This is a genomic window from Bacillus sp. MUM 13, assembly GCF_001866725.1.
Taxonomy (GTDB): domain Bacteria; phylum Bacillota; class Bacilli; order Bacillales; family DSM-1321; genus Peribacillus.
In genome coordinates this window covers 33,069-59,562 of sequence record NZ_MLYQ01000001.1, presented here as the reverse complement: position 1 = coordinate 59,562, position 26,494 = coordinate 33,069, and the positions used below count along the sequence as shown (strand labels likewise).

Here is a 26,494-nt window from a genome sequence, read left to right as displayed (position 1 = left end):
CCTCCTTTATGCATTTCTTACATTACTGCTGCGGTTCGTAGTATTCTTTGATGACAGAAGCACATCTTGGGCAAAGTGTAGGATACTCTTCAACCTGGCCCACTTCCTCTGTAACATTCCAGCAGCGTTCACATGTCTCGCCTTCAGCTTTTGTCACTGTGATTGTTGCATGCTCCAGACTTAATGCGCCTTCTGGTGCTTTTTCGATGTCGCTTACTTCAAATGCAGAAACGATGAAAAGCTGTTCAAAGCTTTCTTCGATGCTATTGAGAAGTTGCTTGGTTTTTTCATTCACATAAACTGCAACTTTTGCATTCAGTGATTTTCCGATAATCTTTTTATTGCGGGCTTCTTCGAGTGCTTTTAGCACATCATTGCGAAGATCCATGAAGGCACTCCATTTTTCTTCAAGTGCTTCTGCATTTTCCAAAGTTCTGCCCTCAGGCATTAATGTCAGCTGGACGCTTTCTTCTTCAGCTCCAGGGATATAAGCCCAGACTTCATCTGCTGTATGAGGGAGAATTGGAGATACCAGCTTAGCAAGGCTGACAAGGACTTCATAAAGAACTGTCTGAATCGCCTTCCGTTCTGTTCCGTCTGGTGCCTCACAATATAAAATGTCTTTTGCATAATCCAAGTAAAAAGCACTCAGATCAAGGGTACAGAAATTATTCACCAAATGATAGATGTTGGCAAATTCGTAATTCTCATAGCCCTGCTTCACTGATGAAATCAGTTTATTTAATTTAACCAGCATATACTGGTCTACTTCCTTAAGGCTTTGCACATCCACTTTATCAGATACAGGATTGAAGCCATCGAGATTTCCTAAAAGGAAGCGGAAGGTATTGCGGATTTTGCGGTAAACCTCAGCCACTTGCTTTAAAATCGGGTCAGAAACACGGACATCTGCCTGGTAATCAACAGAAGCAACCCATAAGCGAAGGATATCAGCACCAAGCTGGTTCATTACCTTCTCTGGAACCACTACATTGCCGATTGATTTGCTCATCTTCCTTCCCTCTCCGTCGAGTGCAAAACCGTGGCTTAAAACACCTTTGTATGGAGCTTTACCGGTAACAGCAACAGAAGTGGAAAGAGATGAGTTAAACCAGCCTCTGTATTGGTCAGAGCCTTCCAGGTAGAGGTCAGCTGGACGCTTGAGATCGCTTCTTTCTTCAAGAACGGCTTGATGTGAAGATCCCGAATCAAACCAGACATCCATAATATCGGTTTCTTTAGTGAATTCTCCATTAGGGCTGCCGCTGTGAGTGAATCCTTCAGGAAGCAAATCTTTCGCATCACGCTCAAACCAGACATTGGAGCCATGCTCTCTGAACAAGCTTGAGATATGATCAATCGTTTCTTCAGTAATGATTGGATCGCCGTTTTCCGCATAAAATACCGGAATAGGCACTCCCCATGCGCGCTGACGGGAAATACACCAGTCTCCGCGGTCACGCACCATATTATAAAGACGGGTTTCCCCCCATGCAGGGACCCATTTTGTATCTTTAACTGCCTGAAGAAGCTCGCCCCGGAAATCTTTAATGGAAGCAAACCATTGCGCTGTTGCCCGGAAGATTGTCGGCTTTTTTGTACGCCAATCATGCGGATAAGAGTGTGTAATAAACTCAAGCTTCAATAGCGCGCCTGTTTCTTTAAGCTTTTCAGTAATCGGCTTGTTTGCTGCATCATAAAATAAACCTGCAAATTCACCTGCTTCTTCTGTCATATATCCTTTTTCATCAACCGGGCAAAGTACATCAAGACCATATTTCTGACCTACGATAAAGTCATCTTCACCATGTCCTGGTGCAGTATGCACACAGCCTGTTCCTGCATCTGTCGTTACATGTTCACCAAGCATTACTAGTGATTCACGTCCGTAAAGAGGATGCTTAGCAATCACTCTTTCAAGATCTTTTCCTTTTACAGTCTTGATGATTTGAGGATTTTCCCACGGAATTGTCTGTGAAACATTTTCCAGCAACGCCTCTGCAACAAGGAATTTTTCCTCTCCCACCTGAACCACAACGTAATTCAAGTCAGGGTGTACCGAGATCCCAAGATTGGCAGGGATGGTCCAAGGAGTAGTAGTCCAAATAACAATTTTTGTTCCTTCTTCAACTGCACCTTTGCCGTCGGAAACCTCAAAAGCTACATATATGGAAGCAGATTTCTTATCCTGATATTCAATTTCAGCTTCTGCAAGTGCAGATTCACTTGAAGGAGACCAATAAACTGGCTTGCGACCTTTATAGATATATCCCTTATTCGCCATTTCACCAAAGACCTTGATTTGCTGTGCCTCATATTCAGGCTTCAAAGTAACATAAGGATTATCCCAGTCGCCCCGCACTCCAAGACGCTTGAATTGCTCACGCTGATTGTCGATTTGCTGATATGCATACTCTTCGCATAATCTGCGGAACTCAGCCACTGTCATTTCTTTGCGTTTAACACCTTTTTTAGTCAACGCTGTTTCAATTGGCAGACCGTGCGTATCCCATCCAGGAACATATGGGGCATTATAGCCGCTCATGGACTTAAAGCGGACGATAAAATCCTTAAGCACCTTGTTCAGTGCATGGCCCATGTGGATATCGCCGTTTGCATATGGAGGTCCGTCATGAAGGATAAACATCGGACGGTCTTTTGTCTTTTCCTGAACCTTGCTGTATATATCCATTTCCTTCCATGATTCTTGCATTTCTGGTTCTCTTTTCGGCAGATTGCCGCGCATCGGAAATTCTGTTTTAGGCATCAATAATGTATTTTTGAATTCCATAATTATTCCTCCATCCTCATTTTCAACTTTGTGAAACAAATACGAAAATTAGCGCAGCACGCAAAAAAAGCCCTCTCATCCCTATGAAATAGGGACGAGAAAGCTTACTTCCCGCGGTACCACCCTGGTTAGATATAAGCAGGCTAATTGCTGGCCATACATTACATCCTCTCTAGCATTCGTAACGTGAATGTGACGCCTTGTTTACTTATGCCTTAAGGCAGGTTCGACTTGGAACTCCAGGGTGATTTTCGAATTCTCTTCTATATGGCAGGCTTTCACTATCCCTGTTTCGCTGGTTATAGAATTCAGAGAAATCTACTGTCCCTTTCAACGTGTCGTTTCTTAATTGTGTTGTAAAAAATTATATGCGAAAGCATGGCATCCAGTCAAGTTTTCCTCTACATTTCCTCTTCTTTGGTTAGCTCTGCAGCATCTGTCTGGTATTCCATCAGGTGATCCCAATCATCATTATCCAGCATATCAAGCTGCGCAGCAACAAGCATTTTGAATCTTGTACGGAATACTTTAGACTGTTTTTTCAGTTCCTCTATGTCCATCGCAATTTTCCTTGCTTTGGTGAGGGAATCATTTACAATTCTGTCCGCATTTTTTTCTGCTTCTTTTATGATGAGCTTAGCTTCTTTCTGCGCATTCCTTTTCAGCTCTTCCGCTGCTTCCTGCGCTACGATGATTGATTTATTCAAAGTCCCTTCAATACTAGTGAAGTGGCCCAGGCGGTCATGGACTTCGTTAAGTTTATCCTCGAGCTCTCTTTTCTCCCTCAGGATAATCTCGTAATCTTTTATAATCTGATCAAGAAATTCATTAACTTCATCTTCATCATACCCGCGGAATCCTTTATTGAATTCCTTATTATGTATATCTATCGGGGTTAAGGGCATAGGGCACCTCCAAAACAATTTCTCTTCCTTAGACAGAAGCGATTTATAAGGATAACTTCATTCATCTACTATTCTACGTTTCGACAAAAGCTTTGTAAATCCTTCTTATGTGTCATTTATTTTTGGCGGCCCACCAAGATTCGCCATTTATCTTTTTTAGTTTTTCCTTCAACCGACAATATCCTTACACGGCCGAATCCCCTTGCTGAAAGGGTATCTCCCTCTTCACAAAGGACTGATGCATTTTCGGTTTCCTTGAAATTGACTTTCACTTTTCCAGAAGAAATAAGAACCTGTGCCTTTTGTCTTGAGAGATTTATAACAGAAGACAAAACGGCATCGAGCCGCATCGAACTGACTGTCACCATCTGCTCCTGCCAGTTTTCCTGCAAGTCCAATATTTGGTCCATAGAGATTTTTTGAATGGAGACCGATGACTTCCCAATTCTTTCAAGGTTCATTTCCAGATAGTGGTCAATCTCCTGTGCAGCAAGAAATTGAACAGTTTCTCCCGTAATGAGGATATCTCCAAATTTTTCTCTTTTTAAGCCAATGGACATCAGTGTACCTAAAATTTGCCTGTGTTCCAGGGTAACGAATTTCGCAGGGTAATGAACGGCATAAAGGGATACCTGAAAGTCCTCTTCACTTGGAACCAGATATTCAGGATATATCAGCGCTCTTTTTCTCTCTGCATGTATATTGCCACCAAAAAACTGAAGGCGTGCCTCAACATCCTTGCCTATAAGCGAAGCAAGGATATGCTGCTGTCTCGGATCAAGGAAATCCGTCAGCTTAGGAGAATAAGCAGATTTAACATGCTCTGCCCATCCAAGCGCTGTATCGATAAAGTCTTTTTCCTCCGGCCTGAAATGCTGATAAATACTCATCAAAGAACCTTTCCTCCATTGTGAATAGCATCTATTTTCTGCTTACAGAACCCAATTAAACAGCTGCAGAAGTCCGCCTCTGGCAAATTGGAGGACGAGCAAGGCTACAATCGGTGAAATATCAATCATGCCGATTGGAGGAATGAATCTTTTGAACGGCTCCAGGTAGGGCTCACATATTTTCGATAAAAATCGGCCTATCCCAGTTTCATAGGCCTTTGGGAACCATGACATCAAAATGAAGATGACCAGTGCCATGGAATAGAATTCAAAAGCATAATAAATAATTTTCAGCAATAATCCCATTATGATTTACCACCTCGCTTCTTCATACTCCTCTTCTAATGCAAATCCCGTAATATTTCCCGATACATCGACATTATCAGGGGTACAAAGAAATATATCTGTTCCTATTTTCTGTATATCGCCGCTGATGGCATAAACCGTGCCGCTTAAGAAGTCGACAATCCGTTTTGCCTGGTCATGCTGGATTCTCTGCAGGTTTACCACGACAGCACGCCTGTTTTTTAAATGGTCAGCCACTTCCTGTGCTTCTGCATAGGCCCTCGGCTCTAATAAAACGACCTTTGATGATTTCTGGATGCTTTGGAGGCTCACTACATTCTGGCCTGCAGAATGGTTTTGATTAGACTGCGGCTGTTTGGATGATTTTTGTATTCTCGGTTCCTCCATTTCATCTTCAACCACTTCTTCTCTATACTCGTATTCGTCTTCCAAAGCGAAAAAAGATTTGAATTTCGACATCATTGACATAATTTGCTGACCTCCTTATGAATCTTCGCCAACTAAAGCGGTTCCTATACGAATCATCGTAGATCCCTCTTCAATGGCTATTTCAAAGTCATTCGACATTCCCATGGACAGTTCAAGACAAGGTGCATGTGCAAACTTCTCTGCAATGATCTCAGTCTGCAGATCCTTCAGCTTCCTGAAGCAGCTTCTTATGATGACATCATCATCTGTCAGTGGAGCCATTGTCATCAGGCCTGCAACAATGATTCGATCATGCATTTGAAGCTCTTTTATAAACGGCAACACTTCTTCCGGCTTCAAGCCGTGTTTGGATTCTTCACCGGAAACATTGACTTGGACCAGGCACCTGATGGGCTTTGATGATCTCTTTTGTATCTCGTCAGCAAGTGATTTCCTGTCAAGTGAATGAATGTAATCTGCTATATCTATAATGCTTTTAACTTTTCTTGTTTGTAAAGAACCAATATAGTGCCATATTGGCTTGTCCTTTAATACGCTGTACTTGTTCAATAACTCTTCGTCCCTGTTTTCACCTAAATGCAGGATTCCTGCCTCGAATGCCTCCTCAGCCCGGGGGATGGAGACATACTTGGTGACGGCTATAATCTGGATATCCCTTCTGCTGCGTCCGCTCCGTTCACAGGCACCCAATATCTTTTTTTCAATATCTGCTAGCTTATCCTTCACTTTCAATGTTTAACTAATCCTCCTTCCAGCCGATAAAACTCATCAATCGCCCTGTTTTCCCATTATCCCGCCTATGGGAGAAAAACAGGCCGCTGTCACAGCTGGTACAGTATGAAGATACTTCTATTTGGCTTCCCGGTACACCGGCCTTCATCAAGATGATTTTATTAAGTTCCTTCAAATCAAGCTTGTATTGGCCTTCACTGATTAAATTATATGGCTTTTCGTCATTTTCTTCTAGCAATTTCTGCACTTTGTCTATAACTCTGCTATCTACCTTGTAGCAGTCCCTGCATATGGACGGGCCGATTGCAGCAAAAATATCTTCAGGAGAAATGCCTTCTTCCATCCAGGCCTCTGCCATGTTCTTTGCAATCCCGCCGACTGTGCCCTTCCAGCCTGCATGTGCAGCCCCGATCATTCCATGTTTAGGCGCAATGAAGTAAAGGGGCACACAGTCTGCAAAACAAAGGGTCAAAAGGATATTTTTGTCCCGCGTAAAAAAACCGTCTGTCCTTTTAAAACTTGATTCATATTCAGCCGCTCCCTTGCCTGCATCTTCTGGCTTGGCCTTTATCAAAGCTGTTTCATGTGTCTGCTCTGCACCTATCCAGCGGGATAAAGGAAAACCGATCTGCCGGGCCAGGATGCGCCGGTTGGCGGCTGTGTCCTCCGCATCCTCTCCAACATGAAACCCCATATTCAGACTTTGGAAATGACCTTTGCCTGCACCGCCGTTTTTTGTCGTAAAGCCAGCAATTAAACCCGGATGCTGGCTATTCCATGATTCTATTGTAAAGCTTTGCTGATTTTTTAATTGAAAGGGTTCATGCATCCTATTCTACCTCATCATTTTTTCTATAGTGTAACATATGATGGGTGGCAGCACCCTATAAAAAGACAAATTTCCGCTAAGAATGGATGCTTTCTTTGAATGTATTATGATAATCGACAAGAATGACATCTGCACCGATTTTCTTGATTTTCCTCCAAGGAATAATTAAATCCTGCTCTCTCCCGAAAAAACCCATTAATTTCCCGGAATTCGACACAATAATAGCTTCAATCGCCCCTGTGTCGACATTAATTTCAAGGTCAGACATATTGCCCAGCTTCTTGCCGTCTGAGATATTGACAATATCCTTTATTTGAAAATCAGAAATCCTTACCAAATGCAATCAGCTCCCCCATGATACTTTTATAAAATATATGTAAGGATTGACCTGACAATGTGGGTTAAAAAAATTTTAAAACACTAAAGACCAATTTCCTTTATTAGTGAAAAAAAAACTGCCGCAAAGCAGATAAGGCAGGAACCAGGTTTAGAGATATCCCGAACGTGCCCCATATGCTTCGTCAACAGTTTATTGCTGAATATTTTTATTCATTTGCTTTATAGCCGCCTTCTCCAAACGGGAGACCTGGGCCTGGGATATGCCGATTTCATCAGCCACTTCCATTTGTGTTTTGCCCTGGAAGAATCGTTTGCGCAGTATCATTTTTTCGCGCTCATTTAACCTTCTCATGCCTTCATTCAAAGCTATTTCATCAATCCAATTACTGTCCCTGTTTTTCTCATCACTTAACTGATCGAGCACATAGATGGGATCTCCCCCGTCATTGTAAATAGGTTCAAACAGGGAAACAGGGTCTTGAATGGCATCCAGTGCAAAAACGATTTCCTCATGAGACACGTCAAGCTCTTTTGCTATTTCTTCTGCTGTTGGTTCTCTTAGTGTCTGGCTCATGAGTTTTTCCTTGACCTGAAGTGCTTTATAAGCGATATCCCTCAAAGAGCGCGAAACCCTGATAGGGTTATTATCCCGAAGATACCTTCTTATTTCTCCAATGATCATCGGTACGGCATAAGTGGAGAACTTGACATTTTGGCCTAAATCAAAGTTATCAATTGATTTCATTAATCCTATACAGCCCACCTGAAATAGATCATCTACAAATTCTCCCCGATTATTAAAGCGCTGAATGACGCTTAAAACGAGTCTAAGATTTCCGTTTACCAGTTTTTCTCTTGCTGAGATGTCGCCATCTTGCATTTCTCTAAAGAGTTTTCTCATTTCATCGTTTTTCAAAACCGGTAATTTAGATGTATCAACACCGCAGATTTCCACTTTATTACGAGACAAATTATTCCCTCCTCACAGGAGCTGCTGTACAAAAATCAGTATTTCCGCGGGAAGGAAAAATATGCACATGCCGATATAACAATATTTCTTCATTCAGGCAAACCCTTAGCCAAACCATTGATAAGTATAGCTTTTAGAACATAAAATTTTTTCCTGCAGCAATGGGCCGGCTGCACCCTGCCCGAAGACTTTCGATCTTGGCGCAAGAAAAAAACTTCCCTGAGGAAGTTCCACACTATACCATCTTATTAAATTCCTTTCTTAGCCTTTTGATAATCCGCTTCTCAAGCCTAGAGATATAGGATTGGGAGATGCCAAGCATATCTGCCACATCCTTTTGGGTTTTCTCCTCGCCTCCTGCCAGCCCAAAACGCAGCTCCATGATTTGCTTTTCCCTGTCTGTCAGCTGAGTAAGTGCTTTAGTAAGCAGCTTTCTGTCCACGTTTGCTTCGAGATCTTTCGTAATAATGTCCTCATCCGTTCCCAGTACATCGGAAAGAAGCAGCTCATTTCCATCCCAGTCAATATTAAGAGGCTCATCGAATGAAACCTCCGAACGGATTTTATTATTTCTGCGCAGGTACATTAGAATTTCATTTTCAATGCATCGGGAGGCATATGTAGCTAATTTGATTTTCTTTTCCGGATTAAATGTATTAACCGCTTTAATCAGTCCAATTGTTCCGATGCTGATGAGATCCTCAATATTTATTCCAGTGTTTTCAAACTTTCTGGCAATATAAACAACGAGTCTTAGATTACGTTCAATCAGCATGGCTCTTGCTGTCTCATCCCCCTTAGGCAGCTTGTGTATCAAAATAGCCTCTTCCTCTTTTGTAAGGGGCGGAGGCAATGCCTCGCTTCCCCCTATGTAAAATATTTCATCTGTTTTCAGACCAAGTTTCATCAGCAGCTTATACCAATAATAAGTAATACGAAGGATAATTTTTTTCAAAATGATTCTCCCTTCTATTTCGATCTGGAATCGAGTATAAATATTTATTATGCCAGCAGGTCAAGAGACATTTTGGATAGGTATGCCCGTCAGCATCTTCGGGTGGATAATACACTGGTAGCTTCCGTCTGAAGAAAGTTCCTGAAAAGCAAAAGACACTAGGCCATTTTTGTACTGAAATGTTTTATCTCCTTGGAAAATTTTTATTTCATCCGGTTTAACGGCAATCAATAGCTGATGATCTTTACCAACCACCTTGGCAGGTATGATTTTTACCCTGTCTTCCCATGAATAAGAAATGGGCGCCTGGTGTTCAAAAAATACCTGCGGATTCCGAAACAGTTCAAGCATATCTGCAGGCAGCCTGCTTTCTATGTCTGTCAGAGAAACAATCATGACAGGCGCCCTGGAAATCGGATCATACAATTGATTCCCGCTGTCAATTAAGCCCTTTAGACTGCAGTGGAAATCCTTGATTTTAATCGAAACTTCCGCCATTTGCTCGTATGCAATCTGCGTCATTTCAATGTTCCCGATGGCACGCTTAGAAAACTGCCATGCGATTGGAAAGCCAAATACCACAAACATCCAGCTCATAGGGTCCCCAAATCTATTGATGCCCTGGTATCTCTCAGGATGCATTGATAAAATATGTGATTGAAAGAAATAGTGCAGTCCAAGCAGTATTCCTCCTGAAAGAAACGTTACAAGATAAAGAGTCATAAGTGCTTTAAGCATGACATTGAACCTGTTAAAGCCAAAAACAGCAAGTACCATAAAAATGGAAAATAAAAGCTTCATATAGACTTTATCCGCAAGCAGGTGAAACGGGGTAAATGCCAAAATTATGATCAATGATCCAATCAGCCCTCCAAGGCCAATTCTCCAGGGGGCAGGTCTTTTTTTCAGAAGGATGGCTGACCAATATAAGAGAAGACAGTCAAAGAACCAATTCAACAGCCAGATAACGTCTAAATATAACGCCAGATTTACCCCCTCCTTAATTACTGCCGCATTTGTTTCATTTGAACAAAGTATAACCCAGCTCCTCCATTGAAGTGTGTCACTTTTTGTACAGGAAACATAAGAGTTTTTTACACATTTTTTCATTTTTTGTTGAAAGGACACTATTAAAATACTTATATTCATAGCCTGTCCATTTTATGTCTGGCCAGTAACCATGATTAGCCAGCAGAGCCCGGCAAGAACCTGAATTGATATGAAATGATAATCACCTTGATAATCGGCAAGAGAAATAATTCCTGACATGAAAAAAGCCATCCCTTTAATTTCAAGGAATGGCTTTTATTTAAAAAATTATCTTCTTCTGTTTCTGTTTCGAAGGAAGGTTGGAATGTCCAAAGCTTCCTCTGCCTGATTTTGATTGTTGTTTCTTGCAGGCTGTTCAGTCTGCTCTTTTCTTTCTGGCTCTCTTTTCATGGTTCCAGCAGGTCTTGATTGCTGCTGCTGCCCGAAAGAAGGGCGCATAGCATTTGGCCGTGCCTGGACTTCCACTTCATTAAAGCCTGTGGCAATCACAGTGACAACGATTTCGTCCTTCAGGTTTTCATTAATGACCGATCCGAAAATCATATTAACATCCTGATCTGAAGCTGTTGCAACGATATCAGCTGCCTCCTGAACCTCAAACAGGCTCAGATTGGTTCCGCCTGTAATATTCATTAATACGCCTTGCGCCCCGTCGATAGAGGTTTCCAAAAGCGGGCTGGAGATTGCCTTCTTTGCTGCTTCTGCCGCGCGGTTTTCTCCTGATGAGATACCGATGCCCATCAGAGCAGATCCCTTATTGCTCATAATGGTTTTTACATCAGCAAAATCCAGGTTGATTAAACCAGGAACAGCAATCAGGTCAGAGATGCCCTGAACACCCTGGCGGAGAACATTATCCGCCTCGCGGAATGCTTCGAGCATTGGAGTGCTTTTATCAACAATCTCAAGAAGCCGGTCGTTTGGAATGACAATCAGTGTATCTACTGATTCCTTCATGGAAGAAATTCCGCCTTGTGCCTGTGTGGAGCGTTTGCGTCCTTCAAATGTGAAAGGACGTGTTACAACGCCAACAGTCAATGCTCCCAGATCTTTAGCGATTTGTGCAATGACTGGAGCAGCCCCTGTTCCAGTTCCTCCGCCCATTCCTGCAGTGACAAAGACCATATCTGCTCCGCGGAGCGCTTCTTCAATTTGTTCCTTGCTTTCTTCAGCCGCCTTTTTCCCTACTTCAGGATTTGCGCCTGCACCGAGGCCCCTGGTCAGCTTTCCGCCGATTTGCATTTTAATTTCTGCTTTTGATAGATTGAGAGCCTGGGCATCCGTATTGACTGAAATGAATTCCACTCCCTGTACGCCGTGCTCGATCATCCGGTTAACTGCGTTATTTCCTCCGCCGCCTACCCCAATGACTTTTATTGTAGCTAATTGCTCTAAATTAGAATCAAACTCTAGCATGACAATCCTCCTATTTTGACGAAATCCCGTATATCCGTATTTATTCGATATTATTCAAAAAAGTAACCTAGTATTTTTTTGAACTTAGATTCACCTTTTTCTGCCTGTTTCTTTTCAGTCCGCTCCTTTGGAGGCTGCGGCTGCTGCTTCTGGGGGCGGGCTTCATTTTTTTCATAAACGGCCCCTCCCGCTGCAACAGGAGTTTTTGAGGTGTTTTTTTGCATTCTTGCTTTTTTGCATGCGAATTTGATCAGACCGACTGCTGTTGTATACTGCGGCTCCCGGACCCCGATATAGTTTGGCTCTGCAGTCCGTACCCGGTTTTGGAAAACATACTGTGCAAGCTCAAGGACCCCAGGCATTTTCACCACACCGCCTGTCAGCACAAAACCTCCCGGAACATCCTGATAGCCAAGCCGGCTTAAGTCCTCTTGGATAAGATCAAATATTTCAGTCATCCTTGCTTCAATGATTTCTGAAATCATAAGCTGGTTGCAAGGCTGCTGCTGGTCACTTCCGATAATCGGAATATTGAACACTTCATCCTCTGATGCATCATCATAAAAGGCATGTCCATGTTTAATTTTAATTTTCTCTGCATCTTCAGTAGTCGTGCGGAGTACGATGGAAAGATCCTTGGTGATGGTTTCTCCGCCTATCGGGATGACAGATGCATATCTAAGGTACCCCTGTTCAAAGATAGACAGAGTAGTAGAACCTCCGCCAATATCCACTAGCGCTACACCCAATTCCTTTTCGTCTTTTGAAAGGACAAGTGAACCTGCTGCAAGCGGCTGAAGTGCTATGTCAGTAATTTCCAATCCAGCTTTTTCAACACATCTTAACGAATTATGTAGTATAGTCCGCAATCCGGTAATCAATATTCCCCGCATTTCCAGGCGCACACCGATCATGCCTCTGGGATCACTGATTTCGTCCAGTTCATCAACTTTGTAATGAATCGGCAATACATCAATGATTTCCCTATCGGAAGGGATGGTCACCAATTCTGCCGCTTCTCTTACACGCTGAACATCGTGCTCTGTTATTTCTTTATTTTCGCTTGATACAGCCACTACCCCATGGCAAGGCTCAAGCAATACATGGTTTCCGCTTATTCCGACAACTACGTTTTTAATTTCCATTCCTATCATTCTTTCGGCCTGTTCCACTGCACGCTGAATGGATTGCACCGTTTCATCTATATCAACGATTGAACCCTTTTTTAAACCATCAGATTTAACATTGCCTACTCCAATTATGTTTAACGAGTCATTGACCATTTCCCCAATGATAACTTTTACACTGGATGTACCGATGTCAAGACTTACATAAATTTCATTGCTGCTCATTCCATGGCACCTCCTTCATTATTGAACGTTTTCAGCTGTTTATATACCGGTTCTTTTTTATATTAAAATACTTATAGAGTAAAGGATAGTATACTTGTCTGCAAATTACTACCAAAAATATAAAAAAAGGAGCTGACTGTTCTTGCCTTCTGGCTTTTCATGCCTTTTTTCTCCTGTTAAGGGCAAGCTATTTCTGTCTTTTCAATCGTTATACATTACTTTATTATTCGTCACTCAGTGTCTATTCCCTTTTAAAATTTCAACTTTTTATGTTTTTTATATTTATGAAACGCTGTTTTCGTAAACTTTGCTGCTTTTGAACAAGCGGTTGATTTCCGCTCCAGGATGCTCGCTTTCCGCGGGGCGGGCGGTGAGCCTCTCAAGCAATGCTTGCGGGGTCTCACCTGTCCCGCTAATCCCGCAGGAGTCTCGCACCTTAAGCTTCAATCAACATGACTTGTCAATGGGAACGTCTCACATAACAAATCTCAAAAAACAACAATCTTTAAGAAAAGTGCCTTATGAAAACAGCAATAGAATTCTAAATATGGGAAACAAGGCTTCCATCTCCCTCGATGCTATGCGGGAGGCTACATACAAGTCTACACCAAGAAGTACGCCTAGAAAAGCTAAACTTGCCCTTTCCAGGATAAAGAAATATACCCTGCAAAACTTTCCTGCCGATTTCATCAGATGCAAGGCCCATTTGCAGATCCTCCCCGCTCCCGGGCTACCGGAGGTTCCGCCTGCAGAAGCTGCTCCGCCATGGGATGGGGCCTCAGCTTCATCAGCAAAGGGCAGCTTACCCCATGCAGTATAGCCAATGTTTTAATCATGGTGACTAAGCTATATAGCCCTAGTTTCCGCTGCTATCATTGCCGGTGCCATCAGTCTGTCCCGGAGTCTTATAAGCCTTGAAGAAAGATCCAACTTCAAGATCAATAACTCCCTTGACGTTTTTATTCAACTGGCTGACAATTGCGGGATAATGTACCATTTTATCTGATAGCGTAATGCTTGTTGCACTAACTTCAAAACCGTCATTCATATACATTGTAATATGATATTCGTCAGTTTTCGTCGGATCATCATGGATTTCCGATATAGAATTCCTGATTTCCTGCGGAAGCTTTTCCAGCTCTGACAGCAGTTTATTCAAAGCTTTCCCCTCGGAAAAATCTATAAGAACAGGCGCGTATACAGGGATTTCCTTCTTTTTTAACGGCGGAAGGATCTTGCCGTTCTCCATGACCGGATAAAATAAATGATCCTTTGAAATGTATGCAATACGTTCAAATTCGGTAACATTGATTTTCACGGTGTTCGGGAAAACGGAAGAAATCTTTACTGTATCTATTTCCGGATACTTTTTTATTAGGGCAGTGGTACTTTTTTTATCTATATTCCAAATGCTTGTATCATTTGACAGCTTGCTTGACTTTATGATCTTCTCTGAAGCAATATAGCGATTGCCATCAACTTTAATGGTTCGAATATGGCTTAAAGGAGAAAGAAAATATAATATGCAGGCGACGAGAATGAAAAAAGCAGCAAGCAGCGAAATCAGCCTTCTATTTGCTTTTCTTTTTCTCAGTTGTTTAAGCTTGGGGATGCGGTCTTCGATGGAAATAATTTTCCCGTTCTCCATCCCTCTCACCTCTTCCTGAAACCATTAGACTCTTTATCAACCGGCTTGTCTTGTTAAGAAATCCGAACAGAAAATGCCTGAAAACCAGGGTTTTTCCAGGTAAATTATAACATATGTTAAAAAATGAAAATATGGATTTTTCTATTTCCGGCCGATAATTTCAACTTCTGTTTCCATTTCCACTCCGTATTTCTCACGCACTGTATCCTTTACATGCTGAATGAGAGCCAGCACATCTTCAGCACGACCATTGCCGGCATTTACGATGAAGTTTCCATGCATTTCCGATATCTGGGCACCTCCGATAGAATGCCCTTTTAGTCCGGCCTCCTGGACCAGGCGGCCTGCATGATGGGGAAGCGGATTTCTGAAAATGCTTCCAGCACAGGGAAGATTATATGGCTGGGTATCTTTGCGGTAGTTTTTATTCTGCTGCATTCTTTCGGTGATTACTTCTTTATTTCCTTCAGTTAATTCAAAGACAGCCTGGATGACAATGCCTGGTCTTTTTTTCTGAAGAACCGATGTGCGGTAGGAAAACTCCATTTCCTCGCGTGTAAGCCAGGAAAAAGTGCCATCTTCAAATAAAACGTATGCCTTTTTCAGGATATTGGAAATATCCGAGCCATGGGCTCCTGCATTCATATAAACGGCCCCGCCGACTGAACCGGGAATGCCGCTCGCAAATTCGAGACCAGCCAATCCTTTTTTACTGATCTGTACAGAAAGGCTGACAAGCGAAAACCCAGCGCCTACGGTAATTTCGGTCCCGTCTATCTCTAGAGAATCCAGGCCTTTTCCAAGCTTGATAACTGCTCCTTCTATTCCTTCGTCAGAGACAAGCAGATTAGAGCCCCTTCCGATTGCACGCCACTCCATATGATGTTCCTTTATGACCTTCATGGCATTTTCAAGATTTTCAACGGATGACGGCTCGATAAATAAATCCGCAGGGCCGCCAATTTTCATCGTTGTATGGTTAGAAAGCGGTTCATTTTCAAGTACCTTTCCAACCTGCATTTCCTTTAGCTTTTCAGCTGCTTCTCTCATTGTAATCCTCCTGCAATTGTCTCAAATAATTTTATCGTATTCCACATAGCTTCCATGGGTTCATCTTTTACTTGACCCAGCTTTGCGGGTCAAGCTCCTTTTCACTGCCGGTTTATTTTTGCACCGTGCAATTAAAGCTGCCCGCTGATCCGCCATTGTATACCGGTCAGCAGGATTTTCCTCGTGACACCTTAATTTTTATGAGCAGACATTTTAACATATCATTAATGCAGCTGTCATTGTTAATTATATGTATATAAAGGATAGGACCGCCCGCAGACTTACTTCAGCCCATGTATGAAAATCAGGCAAAAGGCAAAATATCCGGCATCCTGCCTGCAGCGCTTTAATGCACAGCCAGACTATTTTTATAAAGCAGGCAGCCTTGAATAAAGATATGCACTGATGGCTTTACCCTCTTATACTATAGTCTAAACAATGCCCTAATGCCAATAAATACTTATAAAATCCGTTTTAAACTTACATGGTAAAAATGGTTATTTTTTATACAAATCCGACCTAATTCCCATATAAGATAAAAAAAAAGCTCCGCTCATATAACGGAACTTCAAAGAGTGTCAATATCGGGAATATCGGCTTATATTGAGTAAAACACCGATGGCCATCAGCATTAAAGTCAATGATGATCCTCCATAGCTTAAAAACGGAAGTGTGATGCCTGTTACGGGCATCAGCCCTGTTACAACACCGATATTTATCATTACCTGGATGGCAACCATGGCAATAATCCCAACCGCAACCAGGCTTCCATAAAGATCGGGTGCACCCAGCGCAATCCTGATGCCCCTCCAGAGGAGAAGAGCAAACAGCAGGATAACCAGGGAGCCTCCGATGAACCCCAATTCTTCTGAAAGTATAGCAAAGATAAAATCTGTCTGCGGTTCAGGGAGATAGAAGAATTTTTGCCTGCTCTGGCCAAGCCCGAGCCCGAACAGACCGCCAGGACCGATGGCATAGAGCGATTGGATAATTTGGAACCCGCTGCCGAGGGAATCCTGCCACGGATCCAGGAAGGAAGTTATACGTTTCATCCGATAAGGCGCTGATAAAACCAGTCCCACAAAGCCTGTCAGGCCCAGCAGACCCAAAACGCCAAAGTGGCTTATTCTCGCACCAGAAATAAAAATCATGACGATGCATGTTCCAACCATCACTGTACCTGTCCCAAGATCTGGCTGCAGCATAATCAGCCCAAAAGCAGTAAAAACAAGGGCTAACGAGGGAAGCAGGCCTTTTTTGAATGATGTAATCAGCTTTTGTCTTTCAGAAAGAAACTTTGCCAAAAAGGCGATCATTGCAAGCTTCATGAATTCTGAAGGCTGAATGGAAAATGCGCCGACCCCTATCCAGCTCCGTGATCCGTTCCTAGCGACACCTATGCCTGGTATCAGTACCACCAAAAGCAATACAAAACAAATAATAATCAATGCTTTAGACCAGGTTCTCCATGTCCAATAATCCACATTCATAATAAAAAACATGGCAATGACGCCAACAAAAGCAAAAAGCATTTGCCTTTTGGCAAAATAAAAGGAGTCATCAAATTTATAAGCCGCCCATATTGCAGAGGCACTGTAAACCATGATTAGCCCTATTGCCAAAAGACTTAATGTAACAATGATCAAAATCAGATCTGGATTGGATTTTTTTATGGGCACAAGTTAACACCTCTAGGAAGATATTAGAGCTGAAATCATGAGCTTTTGGCGGTTCATAAGAGAAAACCGAATATCAGGACTGCAGTCTGATAAGCCAAAAAAAAAGCGATACATAAAATTATCGCTTTTTCCTCTAGGATGCCGAATGGAAGGATTCTTCCTTATGCTAAGCTCAGGTAATGCTTGTATGAAAAAGCTCTTAGTTAAGCTTATGCACGGCCTCCATAAACATGTCTCCTCTTTGTTCAAAAGTTTTATATTGATCCCAGCTTGCACAAGCCGGGGAGAGAAGAATGATATCGCCTTCGTCTGATAGATCGAAAGCGGCCGGCACTGCCTTTTCTACATTATCGACACGTTTTATAATAGATATTCCTGCTTCTTTAGCAGCGCGCTCAATTTTCCCGGCCGTCTCTCCAAAAGTAACCAGTGCCTTGACATGTTTAAGAGCAGGTATTAATTCATCAAACTCATTGCCCCGGTCCAGTCCTCCAGCAAGCAATACCACAGGATCTTTAAAAGAACCCAGTGCTTTGGATGCCGCCAGGATATTTGTTGCCTTTGAATCGTTGTAAAACTTTCTTTTCTGGATCGTTTCCACATACTGAAGACGGTGCCGCACTCCATGGAATGTGCTGAGTACGCCTGCAATTGCCTCATTGGAAGCCCCGCTTAGCTTAACAGCAGAAACGGCAGCGAGGATGTTTTCAAGGTTATGTTTTCCGGGCAATGCGATTTGAGAGAGAGCAATAATTTTCTCTCCTCTGAAATACATATATTCATCCTCAATATATGCCCCATTCTCGTGCTTATTTACGGCAGAGAACGGAACAAGTTCTGCATTGGACCTGGCAGCCATAGCGGCAACCTCTTCCTGGTCTGCATTGTAAATGAAATAGTCTTCACTTGTTTGATTTCTAGTAATATTTTCTTTCGCCTGCGCGTATTCGCTCCTTGAAGTATGATAATCAAGGTGAGCATCATACAGGTTTGTCATGATGGCAATATGAGGTTTGAACTCCTGTATGCCCATTAGCTGGAAAGATGAAAGTTCGATGACAATCGTGTTGTTTTTCATCGCCTTTTCAGCAACCCCGGAAGCTACTGTTCCGATGTTCCCTGCAATCAGAGGAAGCTTATTGCCTTCTCTAAGCATTTCAAAGATCAAGGTCGTTGTGGTAGTTTTACCATTCGTACCCGTAATACCCACAAAGGGAGCATCGCTTATCTGGTAAGCCAATTCAACTTCAGTAATGACAGGGATCCCTCGTTGGATAGCTCCCTGGATCATGGGGTTTCGATAAGGGATTCCGGGATTTTTCACGATCATTTCAAAACCTTCATCCAAAAGTTCAATAGGATGGCTTCCGCAAATGACCTTGATTCCCTGCTCAAGCAGCCCCTGTGCCTCAGGATTTTCAGATAATGGCTTCATATCATTTACCGTTACAAATGCCCCGAGCTTATGCAGGAGGGAAGCAGCAGTTACCCCGCTCTTTGCCAGCCCCAGGACTAATATTTTTTTCTGAGTATATTTAGCTGTCTCCTTCACTTACAACCACACCTTCAAGTAGATTCCGAGTATTGCACAAAGCAGGCCTACAGACCAGAATGTTACTACTACTCTCCATTCCGACCAGCCAACAAGTTCATAATGATGATGCAAGGGACTCATTTTAAAAATTCGCTTTCCTGTTGTTTTAAAAGATGCCACCTGAAGAATAACTGAAAGTGTTTCAATTACGAATACCAGGCCGATGATAATTAACAGGAGCTCCATCCTTGTAAGAATGGCGATTGCTGCAATAGCCCCTCCCAGCGCAAGAGATCCAGTGTCGCCCATAAATACTTTTGCAGGGTGTGCGTTAAATACCAGAAAACCAAGCACAGCGCCCACTACAGCAAGCGAAAAGACTGCGATATCATATTGAGACTGATTCCAGGCAAGCACTGCAAATGCCCCAAAAGCTATTGCCGAGGTTCCTGAAACAAGGCCATCAAGGCCATCTGTCAGGTTAACTGCATTAGAAAATCCTACAAGCCAGAAAATGATGATAAATAAATAAAACCAGCCTACATGTATGGAAAGATCTGTTCCCGGGATGGCTATCTCCGGAATAAAATGGCTTGTATTCTTGTATACGAAATAAAAAATAACAGATATGATAATTTGTCCAGCCAATTTTTGTTTGGATGTTAATCCAAGATTTCTTTTCATGACCACCTTGATGAAGTCATCCAGAAAGCCAAGCAGGCCAAAACCAAGCATCACCATCAATAAAAGGTACATTTCAACAGATGGCTTAAAAAATTTAAGCGTGATGGCCAATGTTGCTATCGTGACAGACAGCAATATCACCAGGCCGCCCATAGTCGGTGTTCCTGATTTTTTCTGATGTGACTGCGGACCTTCCTCACGGATGCTTTGTCCAAATTTAAGTCTTCTCAGAAACGGTATAAACATGGGAGATAGAATTACCGTTATTATAAAACCTGCTAATATTGTATAAAAAATCACTTGTTCCTGCATGCCTTACTACCTCATTCCTAACTCATTAAAATACTGATTTTGTATCATGACAATCTTTTCATCTTTTCCAGGATATGTTACCGGAGTTTTTTTCAGAATGCAATTTTCCTTAGATTTGAACAGAATTCATTTTTATATATTAAACAATAAAACCGAAACATCAATTTGCTTCCAGTATTGCCTTTTTTGCCGCTTCGCGATCATCAAAGTCCAGTACTTGATTGCCGATCAGCTGATAAGTTTCATGGCCTTTTCCTGCAATAAGGATTACATCGCCTTCTGCTGCCTTCGAAACCGCAAAGTCTATAGCGCTTTGGCGATCCGCAATAATTGTGTACTTTTCTCCCTCTACTCCCGCTTCCATGTCTCTCAGAATTTGCAGCGGATCCTCGCTTCTCGGATTATCTGAAGTGAAGATAGGGTCTGTGGCCAGCCTGCAGGCAATTTGCGCCATGATCGGCCTTTTCGTTTTGTCACGGTCCCCTCCGCACCCTACAATCACATACACTTTCTTTTTAGCAAACTCCAAGATGGTATTCAGAACATTTTCAAGGCTGTCCGGGGTGTGTGCATAATCCACAATCACCAAATATTCCTGTCCAGCCTGCACAAGTTCAAATCGGCCTGAAACCCCTTTGATTTCTTCTATAGATGAAATGATTCTATCCGGGGATATTCCGGCGCATAAAGCTGCACCTGCAGCTGCAAGAACATTATAAACACTGAATTTACCGACAAGCTGCAGCTGTACTTCTCTAGAAATACCAGGTGCCTCCAGGGTAAATGAAGTCCCTTTGGAAGTGATGCTGATATTCTTTGCCATAATATCCGCTTTCTGATCGATCCCATATGTAATCACATGTGCAGGAGTGGCTTTGATGAAATCAAGAGCTGCATCATCATCAGCATTGATGACCGCAAACTTTGGCCTGTTTTCCAAATAAGCATTTCCAAGCTGTGAGAAGAAAAGAGACTTGGCGTGTTTGTAGTTCTCCATAGTTCCATGAAAATCCAGGTGATCTTGTGTAAGATTCGTAAAAACAGCAATATCAAAATCACAGCCATGGACCCGTCCAAGTTCAAGGGCATGCGAAGATACTTCCATGATTGCTGTATCTACAGATGACTCTGCCATTTCATGAAAAGTCTGCTGCAGGGTGACGCTGTCAGGTGTAGTATTTTTTGTGTTGTATATCTTGCTCCCGACTTTTGTATACATCGTTCCAATCAATCCAGTTTTTTGCTTATCATCGTGAAAGATCTTTTCCAGCAAGTGAGAGGTTGTTGTTTTGCCATTTGTGCCTGTAATGCCAATCAAACGGATTTTTTGGGTCGGATGCTCATAAAAAGCATCTGCCAAAACAGACATAGCTCTTTGTGTATCCCGTACTGCAATGACCGGTACATCTAAAGGAAGAGGTTTTTCAGACAGTATGGCGGCTGCTCCATTTTCAACGGCAGATTGTGCATAATCATGGCCGTCTACGGTGTATCCTTTGATACAAACAAATAAGCTTCCTTCCCTGACTTTCCGGTGGTCGTTTTCTATTGAAGTGATAGTTGGATTATCACCTTCGAATACTGATAAAGAGTGTAAATAAGAAAGTAACTTGTGAAGCTTCATTTTTCCATCCCTTTCAACCTGTTTAGAGCTATTAATTATAAAGGAGGAGAGCAGTGCGTGTCGAGGACTATCTGCAGCCAATATTATGCCTCTCTCCGTCTCCTCCGTAAACAAAGCGGCTGATTAGCTACAGCCGCTTCAAATCATCCTTGTATTATTTTATACTTATTCTCCGCTTTCGCCAAGGTATATTCGAATAGTTGATCCTTCTTTCACCTTTACACCGGCATCTGGGGCCTGCTTTATGACTTTATCCCCAGTTCCTGCAATATCGAGCTGAAGATTCACATCCTGCGTCTGCAGTTCCTTTTTGCTCATTCCCATGACATCAGGCACTTTAATCATCACTGGATCAAGCCAGGTTGTTTCTTTTTCAATCTGCTGTTTCCTGGGTTTCACCCCTAACGCCCTCAGTGAATCATCCATGATGTTCCCTACGATCGGAGCTGCAATCACTCCGCCGAATTTTACCGCTGCTTTTGGATTGTCAATAGCAAGGTACACGACAATTTCAGGCTTATCTGCTGGAGCAAAACCCATGAATGACACGATATAGTTATTTTCCAGGTACCTTCCGTTCTGTGCCTTCTGCGCAGTTCCTGTTTTACCGCCAACCCTATAAGACTCCACAAAAGCTTTTTTTCCGCTCCCCTTTGCGACTACAGATTCCAGCGCATTACGAATTTCAGCGGACGTTTTAGCGGAAATGACCTTCCTTTTTGCCTGCGGCTTTTTTTCCATCAAGACCTTGCCAGTTTTGGGATCAATCAGTTCCTTGGCAATATATGGCGTATACAAGGTACCCCCATTCACTGCTGCAGACACAGCTGCTACCTGCTGTATGGGTGTTACAGAAACTCCTTGTCCAAACGCCGTCGTAGCCTGTTCCACTGGCCCCACTCTATCCATATTGAACAAAATCCCCTTTGATTCCCCTTGAAGATCTATTCCGGTTTTCTCTCCAAAACCAAAATTATGGATATACTCAAACAATTTATCTTTGCCTAAACGGTTCCCCATCTCAACGAATCCCGGGTTGCAGGAATTTTCGACAACTTCCAGAAATGTCTGGTCACCATGCCCTCCCCTTTTCCAGCAATGCAGATTGGCCCCCCCGACTTTCACATGACCGGAATCATAAAAATGCTCATTTGTCAGGTTTACTTTTTTCTCTTCTATTGCAGCAGCAAGGGTAATAATTTTAAATGTAGAACCTGGCTCATACGCACTCCAAACAGGCAGGTTCCGATTATAAACCTCTGGTTTGACCTTTTGGAAATTATCAGGGTCAAAGGTTGGCCTGCTTGACATAGCTAATATTTCCCCCGTATTCGGATTCATCGCTATACCCACTATGCCATCCGGGTCATAAGTCGCCTGTGCATTATCCAGTTCCCTTTCCATAATAGTTTGGATTTTGCTGTCAATAGTCAATTTTAGGTTATCTCCATCCTCAGGCGCTTTATAATCATCCGCCATGTTTTTCATTCTTTTCCCTTTTGCATCCGAGTAGAATTTCACATACCCCTTTTTGCCGCTAAGCTCTTTATCATAGGATAGCTCGATACCCATTAACCCTTGATTATCTGATCCTGCGAACCCAAGAACATGTGATAAATATTCCCCAAAAGGGTAATGCCGTTTTGAATCTTCGGCTATATATACACCCTTTAAACCGAGCGCCTTGATTTGTTTTGCTTTTTCATGGGAGATTTTCCTGCCATCAGGTATAATGACGCTCATTTCTGATTTCGTAATTAACTTATACACACTCTCTGTATTGGCATCAAGAATGGATGCCAGCTTCTTTGAGGTATCCTCGGCATTTTCAACTTGTCTAGGGATAACAAAGACAGTCGGTGCTGAGATATTTGTTGCAAGTTTCACTCCATTTCTGTCCAGTATTTCACCCCTTTTGGGCTCAAACGGTATATTTCTGCTCCACGAATCCTTTGCTAAGCTTGTCAGCTTGTCTCCAAGATAGAATTGGACAATGCCCAGGCGAATATCAATGATTAAAAAAACAGCAAGCCCAACCACTAATGCAATAGCCAGTCTTTTTCTGACAGTTACGTTTGAAACGCGCAAAAAAGACACCTCCAATATCAGCTTGTACAACTATATGCTTGTTTGGATGCAGGCATTACACAAAAATATCAATGCTTCAAAAAACAGATAAGCATATACCATTAATCAAAAGGCTCTTTTCTTAAAGATGGTTGTTTTTTAATTGTTCTGTGTAGCGAACCTGTTGTTAAACCAGGTTGATTGGAGTGTAAGGTGCGAGACTCCCGCTTAGATTAGCGGGAAGCGAGCATCCTGGAGCGGAAATCCGCCCCTTTTCCATAGCAGCAATGTTTACGAAAACAGCCAATCAAAAAAAGAAAGGCCCCGGCATAACGGAAGATACCTACCGTGCCGCGGCCTTTCATGCACAAGACTGTAAAAATCAGTCATGCACTTCATCTTTCTTTTTTTCTGTTTTCACCATGCTAATATCACTTGGTTTCTTAAGGTTTACAATGCAGTAGGTTCCCTCTTTTATTACTTTTCCAGCTTTAAGGTTCTGGCTTGAGACATACCCCGTTCCCGAGGCATTTAGATCAAGTCTCGCAATACTTGCGACCTTCATTACGTCACGAAGAGACCATCCTGTCATATCAGGGGCTGTCATGCTGCCTTCTGTCCTTAAAACCACTTTCTCACCCTCAAGCAGCATGCTGCCTGGTTTAGGGGATTGATCGATGACCATCTTCCCTTTACCCACAACTACTGCGTCATATCCTTTATTGGTTAAATCAGCTTTAGCCGAGCTGGTTGTCTGGTCACGGTAATCGCCTATTTTCTCTGCCGTTTCATCTTTAAGATTTGAGGGCTTGATATTTAGGTACTGCAGGCTGTTTTGCATGACCGGATCAAATATTTCCGACAAGGGGTCTGAGCCCACTTCGTTTCCGGCAAGCTGCGGCTGTTTAACTGCCACATACATGACAAGCTGAGGATCCTTTTTCGGTGCCATTCCCATAAATGAGAAAACATAATTGTTTTTACCATGCAAATAGGCTCCTCCAGGACCTGACATTTGCGCTGTTCCAGTTTTTCCGGCAACTTCGTATCCATCAATTTTATACTTTTGCCCTGTTCCGTGTTTCGCTGTGATGACTGTGCCGAGATACTCGCGGACCTTTTTTGCCGTTTCAGCAGAAATTGGCTCGCCTGCCACAGACGGCTTCGTTTTTTTAATTACCTTTTTAGTATCCGGGTTAGAAATCGATTTAATAACATAGGGTTTCATCATTTTCCCATTATTGGCCACAGCTGAGACCGCTTGGATCTGCTGAATGGGGGTTATTGCAGAAGCCTGTCCAAATGCTGTAGACGCCTTGTCCCGCTTCCACTTATATTGAATCTTGCTATTTGCTTCATAAGGGAGGTCGATGCCTGTTTTCTTATCGAGCCCGAACTTGGTGAGATACTCCCTCAGTCTGTCAGGACCCAATTTATCCATGCCAAGTGTCGCAAACCCTACATTGGAGGAACGCTGCACCGCCTCAAGGAAGGTCATGGTTTTCCCCTTAGGTATACCGCTGTGATCTTTTATCGGAATCGATCCGGGCACTTTATAGCTGCCAGAGGTATATGTGCCGTTTGGATCGAAAACATTTTCCTGCACAGCAGCTGCAAGAGTGAATATCTTCATGGTTGAACCAGGTTCAAACGCTTCCTCTATTGATAGGTTATGCCAGGTATCTGCAAGCCCTTCCCTTGTTTGCGGATGGAAGGTCGGACGCTGGCTCATCGCCACGATTTCCCCCGTTTTCGGATTAGAGACGATCGCAATGATATCCTTTGGATTATATTTTTTCTGTACTTTAGTAAGTGAGTCCTCAAGGAAGGTCTGAATTTTTTTATCGATTGTCAACGTGACATTTTTTCCGTTTTTCGGAGGTGTAACATGCTGTTTGCTGTTTGGCAGCAGTACTCCCCAGGAATCGCTGTTATAAGTGATTTTTCCGTTTTTCTCTTTAAGATAATCATTCAAATATTTTTCTATCCCGAGTCTTCCGGATGTTTTTCCTGTATCAGGATCCTTCTCTGTAAAACCGATTAAATGAGAGGCAAAAACTCCATTGGGATAAAAACGTTTATTATCCCTGGCAAAGTAGATGCCTGGAAGATCGAGTTTTTCAATTTTTTGCTTCACGTCATTCGATAAATCCTTACCGGCAGGCCCTAATTCTACTTCAAACGCGCCTTTTTTGGTCAGCCTTTCATAAATCGCTTCCTTGTCCATTTTAATATACTTAGAAAGCTTTTCTGCCGTTCCCTCAGGATCTACCACATTATTTGGTTTATTTTTATTCAATGTCACAGATTTGTCCAGTACGGCCTTAAGCGTAAAAGAGGACGTGTCTTCAGCGATTACCTCGCCTTTTGAATCCAGGATTTTCCCTCTTTCCGCTTCTATCGGATGCACTTTTTTATACTTTTTTTCTATTTTAGCTGCCAGAACCTGGCCCCCTGCTTTCCCGGTGGCTTCAATATAAACAAAACGGAATATTAATATAAAAAAGAGCAGGCCGAATATTAGAAACAATATCGCAGCTCCGCTCTTCATATTTTTTTGCTTCATCTGCATTATTTCTGCACAACCTTCACATTTTTCTCGTTCAGCTTTAGTCCGAGTTCTGCAGCTTTTTTCCAGATCCGTTCGTATGTGCTTAGCTCTCCAACTTGCACCTTAAGGTCATTATTTGTTTTTACCTGTTCATCTATTTTTGCTTCCGCTTGCTGGATGTCCTTATTGGTTTGATAAATGGCAGATTGGTTGGTGATGATTTTCACCCCTGCAAAGGCAATCATTAAACCTAAGGCACACAATAATATAACTTCCCCAAAACTGATTTTAGCTTTCCGGACCGCCACGACCTGGCTTACCGGCTTCTGCGGCTGTTCATAATTCTGTTCCTGAATTTTTTTTGCAATTGAGCTCACTGTC

The 26,494-nt window shown here is 42.6% G+C and carries 22 protein-coding genes; all 22 read right to left on the bottom strand.

Annotated elements, in window-relative coordinates; genetic code table 11:
• Positions 1-22: 22 nt before the first annotated feature.
• Positions 23-2,791 (bottom strand): isoleucine--tRNA ligase, encoded by a 2,769-nt coding sequence (gene ileS / locus BIV59_RS00295; protein ID WP_071349430.1) that lies wholly within the window; start codon positions 2,789-2,791, stop codon positions 23-25.
• A 401-nt stretch (positions 2,792-3,192) separates the two neighbouring features.
• A complete protein-coding gene (locus tag BIV59_RS00290; RefSeq protein WP_071349429.1) occupies positions 3,193-3,696 on the bottom strand; it encodes a DivIVA domain-containing protein in 504 nt (167 codons plus the stop codon).
• 116 nt (positions 3,697-3,812) lie between these two features.
• Complete coding sequence (locus BIV59_RS00285) at positions 3,813-4,586, bottom strand: YlmH family RNA-binding protein (protein WP_071349565.1); 774 nt, start codon at positions 4,584-4,586, stop codon at positions 3,813-3,815.
• A gap of 42 nt (positions 4,587-4,628) precedes the next feature.
• Positions 4,629-4,892 carry a YggT family protein gene (locus BIV59_RS00280; RefSeq protein ID WP_071349428.1) on the bottom strand — a complete coding sequence of 88 codons (264 nt, stop codon included), beginning with the start codon at positions 4,890-4,892 and terminating at the stop codon, positions 4,629-4,631.
• Between the two features lie 6 nt (positions 4,893-4,898).
• Positions 4,899-5,360 carry a cell division protein SepF gene (locus tag BIV59_RS00275; RefSeq protein ID WP_071349427.1) on the bottom strand — a complete coding sequence of 154 codons (462 nt, stop codon included), beginning with the start codon at positions 5,358-5,360 and terminating at the stop codon, positions 4,899-4,901.
• A 15-nt stretch (positions 5,361-5,375) separates the two neighbouring features.
• Positions 5,376-6,053 carry a YggS family pyridoxal phosphate-dependent enzyme gene (locus tag BIV59_RS00270; RefSeq protein WP_071349426.1) on the bottom strand — a complete coding sequence of 226 codons (678 nt, stop codon included), beginning with the start codon at positions 6,051-6,053 and terminating at the stop codon, positions 5,376-5,378.
• 7 nt (positions 6,054-6,060) lie between these two features.
• Positions 6,061-6,882, bottom strand: coding sequence for a peptidoglycan editing factor PgeF (gene pgeF / locus BIV59_RS00265; protein WP_071349425.1), 822 nt, complete (start codon positions 6,880-6,882; stop codon positions 6,061-6,063).
• 76 nt (positions 6,883-6,958) lie between these two features.
• Positions 6,959-7,219: a YlmC/YmxH family sporulation protein gene (locus BIV59_RS00260; protein ID WP_071349564.1), complete on the bottom strand. Its 261-nt coding sequence runs from the start codon at positions 7,217-7,219 to the stop codon at positions 6,959-6,961.
• A 192-nt stretch (positions 7,220-7,411) separates the two neighbouring features.
• A complete protein-coding gene (gene sigG / locus BIV59_RS00255) occupies positions 7,412-8,191 on the bottom strand; it encodes an RNA polymerase sporulation sigma factor SigG (RefSeq protein ID WP_071349424.1) in 780 nt (259 codons plus the stop codon).
• Positions 8,192-8,426: 235 nt separating this feature from the next.
• Positions 8,427-9,146, bottom strand: coding sequence for an RNA polymerase sporulation sigma factor SigE (sigE, locus tag BIV59_RS00250; RefSeq protein WP_071349423.1), 720 nt, complete (start codon positions 9,144-9,146; stop codon positions 8,427-8,429).
• A 60-nt stretch (positions 9,147-9,206) separates the two neighbouring features.
• Complete coding sequence (gene spoIIGA / locus BIV59_RS00245) at positions 9,207-10,133, bottom strand: sigma-E processing peptidase SpoIIGA (protein WP_071349563.1); 927 nt, start codon at positions 10,131-10,133, stop codon at positions 9,207-9,209.
• A 330-nt stretch (positions 10,134-10,463) separates the two neighbouring features.
• Positions 10,464-11,612 carry a cell division protein FtsZ gene (ftsZ, locus tag BIV59_RS00240; RefSeq protein ID WP_071349422.1) on the bottom strand — a complete coding sequence of 383 codons (1,149 nt, stop codon included), beginning with the start codon at positions 11,610-11,612 and terminating at the stop codon, positions 10,464-10,466.
• Between the two features lie 50 nt (positions 11,613-11,662).
• Positions 11,663-12,964 (bottom strand): cell division protein FtsA, encoded by a 1,302-nt coding sequence (ftsA, locus tag BIV59_RS00235; RefSeq protein ID WP_071349421.1) that lies wholly within the window; start codon positions 12,962-12,964, stop codon positions 11,663-11,665.
• 856 nt (positions 12,965-13,820) lie between these two features.
• On the bottom strand, positions 13,821-14,612 hold the full coding sequence (locus BIV59_RS00225; RefSeq protein ID WP_071349419.1) for a cell division protein FtsQ/DivIB: 792 nt from the start codon (positions 14,610-14,612) through the stop codon (positions 13,821-13,823).
• A gap of 141 nt (positions 14,613-14,753) precedes the next feature.
• A complete protein-coding gene (gene murB, locus BIV59_RS00220; RefSeq protein WP_071349418.1) occupies positions 14,754-15,662 on the bottom strand; it encodes a UDP-N-acetylmuramate dehydrogenase in 909 nt (302 codons plus the stop codon).
• A 578-nt stretch (positions 15,663-16,240) separates the two neighbouring features.
• Positions 16,241-17,341 (bottom strand): stage V sporulation protein E, encoded by a 1,101-nt coding sequence (gene spoVE / locus BIV59_RS00215; RefSeq protein ID WP_071349417.1) that lies wholly within the window; start codon positions 17,339-17,341, stop codon positions 16,241-16,243.
• A gap of 199 nt (positions 17,342-17,540) precedes the next feature.
• Positions 17,541-18,893: a UDP-N-acetylmuramoyl-L-alanine--D-glutamate ligase gene (gene murD / locus BIV59_RS00210; protein ID WP_071349416.1), complete on the bottom strand. Its 1,353-nt coding sequence runs from the start codon at positions 18,891-18,893 to the stop codon at positions 17,541-17,543.
• The gene (gene mraY / locus BIV59_RS00205; RefSeq protein WP_071349415.1) at positions 18,894-19,871 is read right to left on the bottom strand and encodes a phospho-N-acetylmuramoyl-pentapeptide-transferase; all 978 of its coding nucleotides are present in this window, start codon (positions 19,869-19,871) and stop codon (positions 18,894-18,896) included.
• A 160-nt stretch (positions 19,872-20,031) separates the two neighbouring features.
• The gene (locus BIV59_RS00200; protein WP_071349562.1) at positions 20,032-21,495 is read right to left on the bottom strand and encodes a UDP-N-acetylmuramoyl-L-alanyl-D-glutamate--2,6-diaminopimelate ligase; all 1,464 of its coding nucleotides are present in this window, start codon (positions 21,493-21,495) and stop codon (positions 20,032-20,034) included.
• Between the two features lie 165 nt (positions 21,496-21,660).
• Positions 21,661-23,583: a stage V sporulation protein D gene (locus tag BIV59_RS00195; protein WP_071349414.1), complete on the bottom strand. Its 1,923-nt coding sequence runs from the start codon at positions 23,581-23,583 to the stop codon at positions 21,661-21,663.
• A gap of 361 nt (positions 23,584-23,944) precedes the next feature.
• Positions 23,945-26,134 carry a penicillin-binding protein gene (locus BIV59_RS00190; protein ID WP_071349413.1) on the bottom strand — a complete coding sequence of 730 codons (2,190 nt, stop codon included), beginning with the start codon at positions 26,132-26,134 and terminating at the stop codon, positions 23,945-23,947.
• On the bottom strand, positions 26,134-26,490 hold the full coding sequence (gene ftsL, locus BIV59_RS00185) for a cell division protein FtsL (RefSeq protein WP_071349412.1): 357 nt from the start codon (positions 26,488-26,490) through the stop codon (positions 26,134-26,136). Before ftsL ends, BIV59_RS00190 begins: the two co-directional genes overlap by 1 nt.
• Between the last annotated feature and the right edge of the window lie 4 nt (positions 26,491-26,494).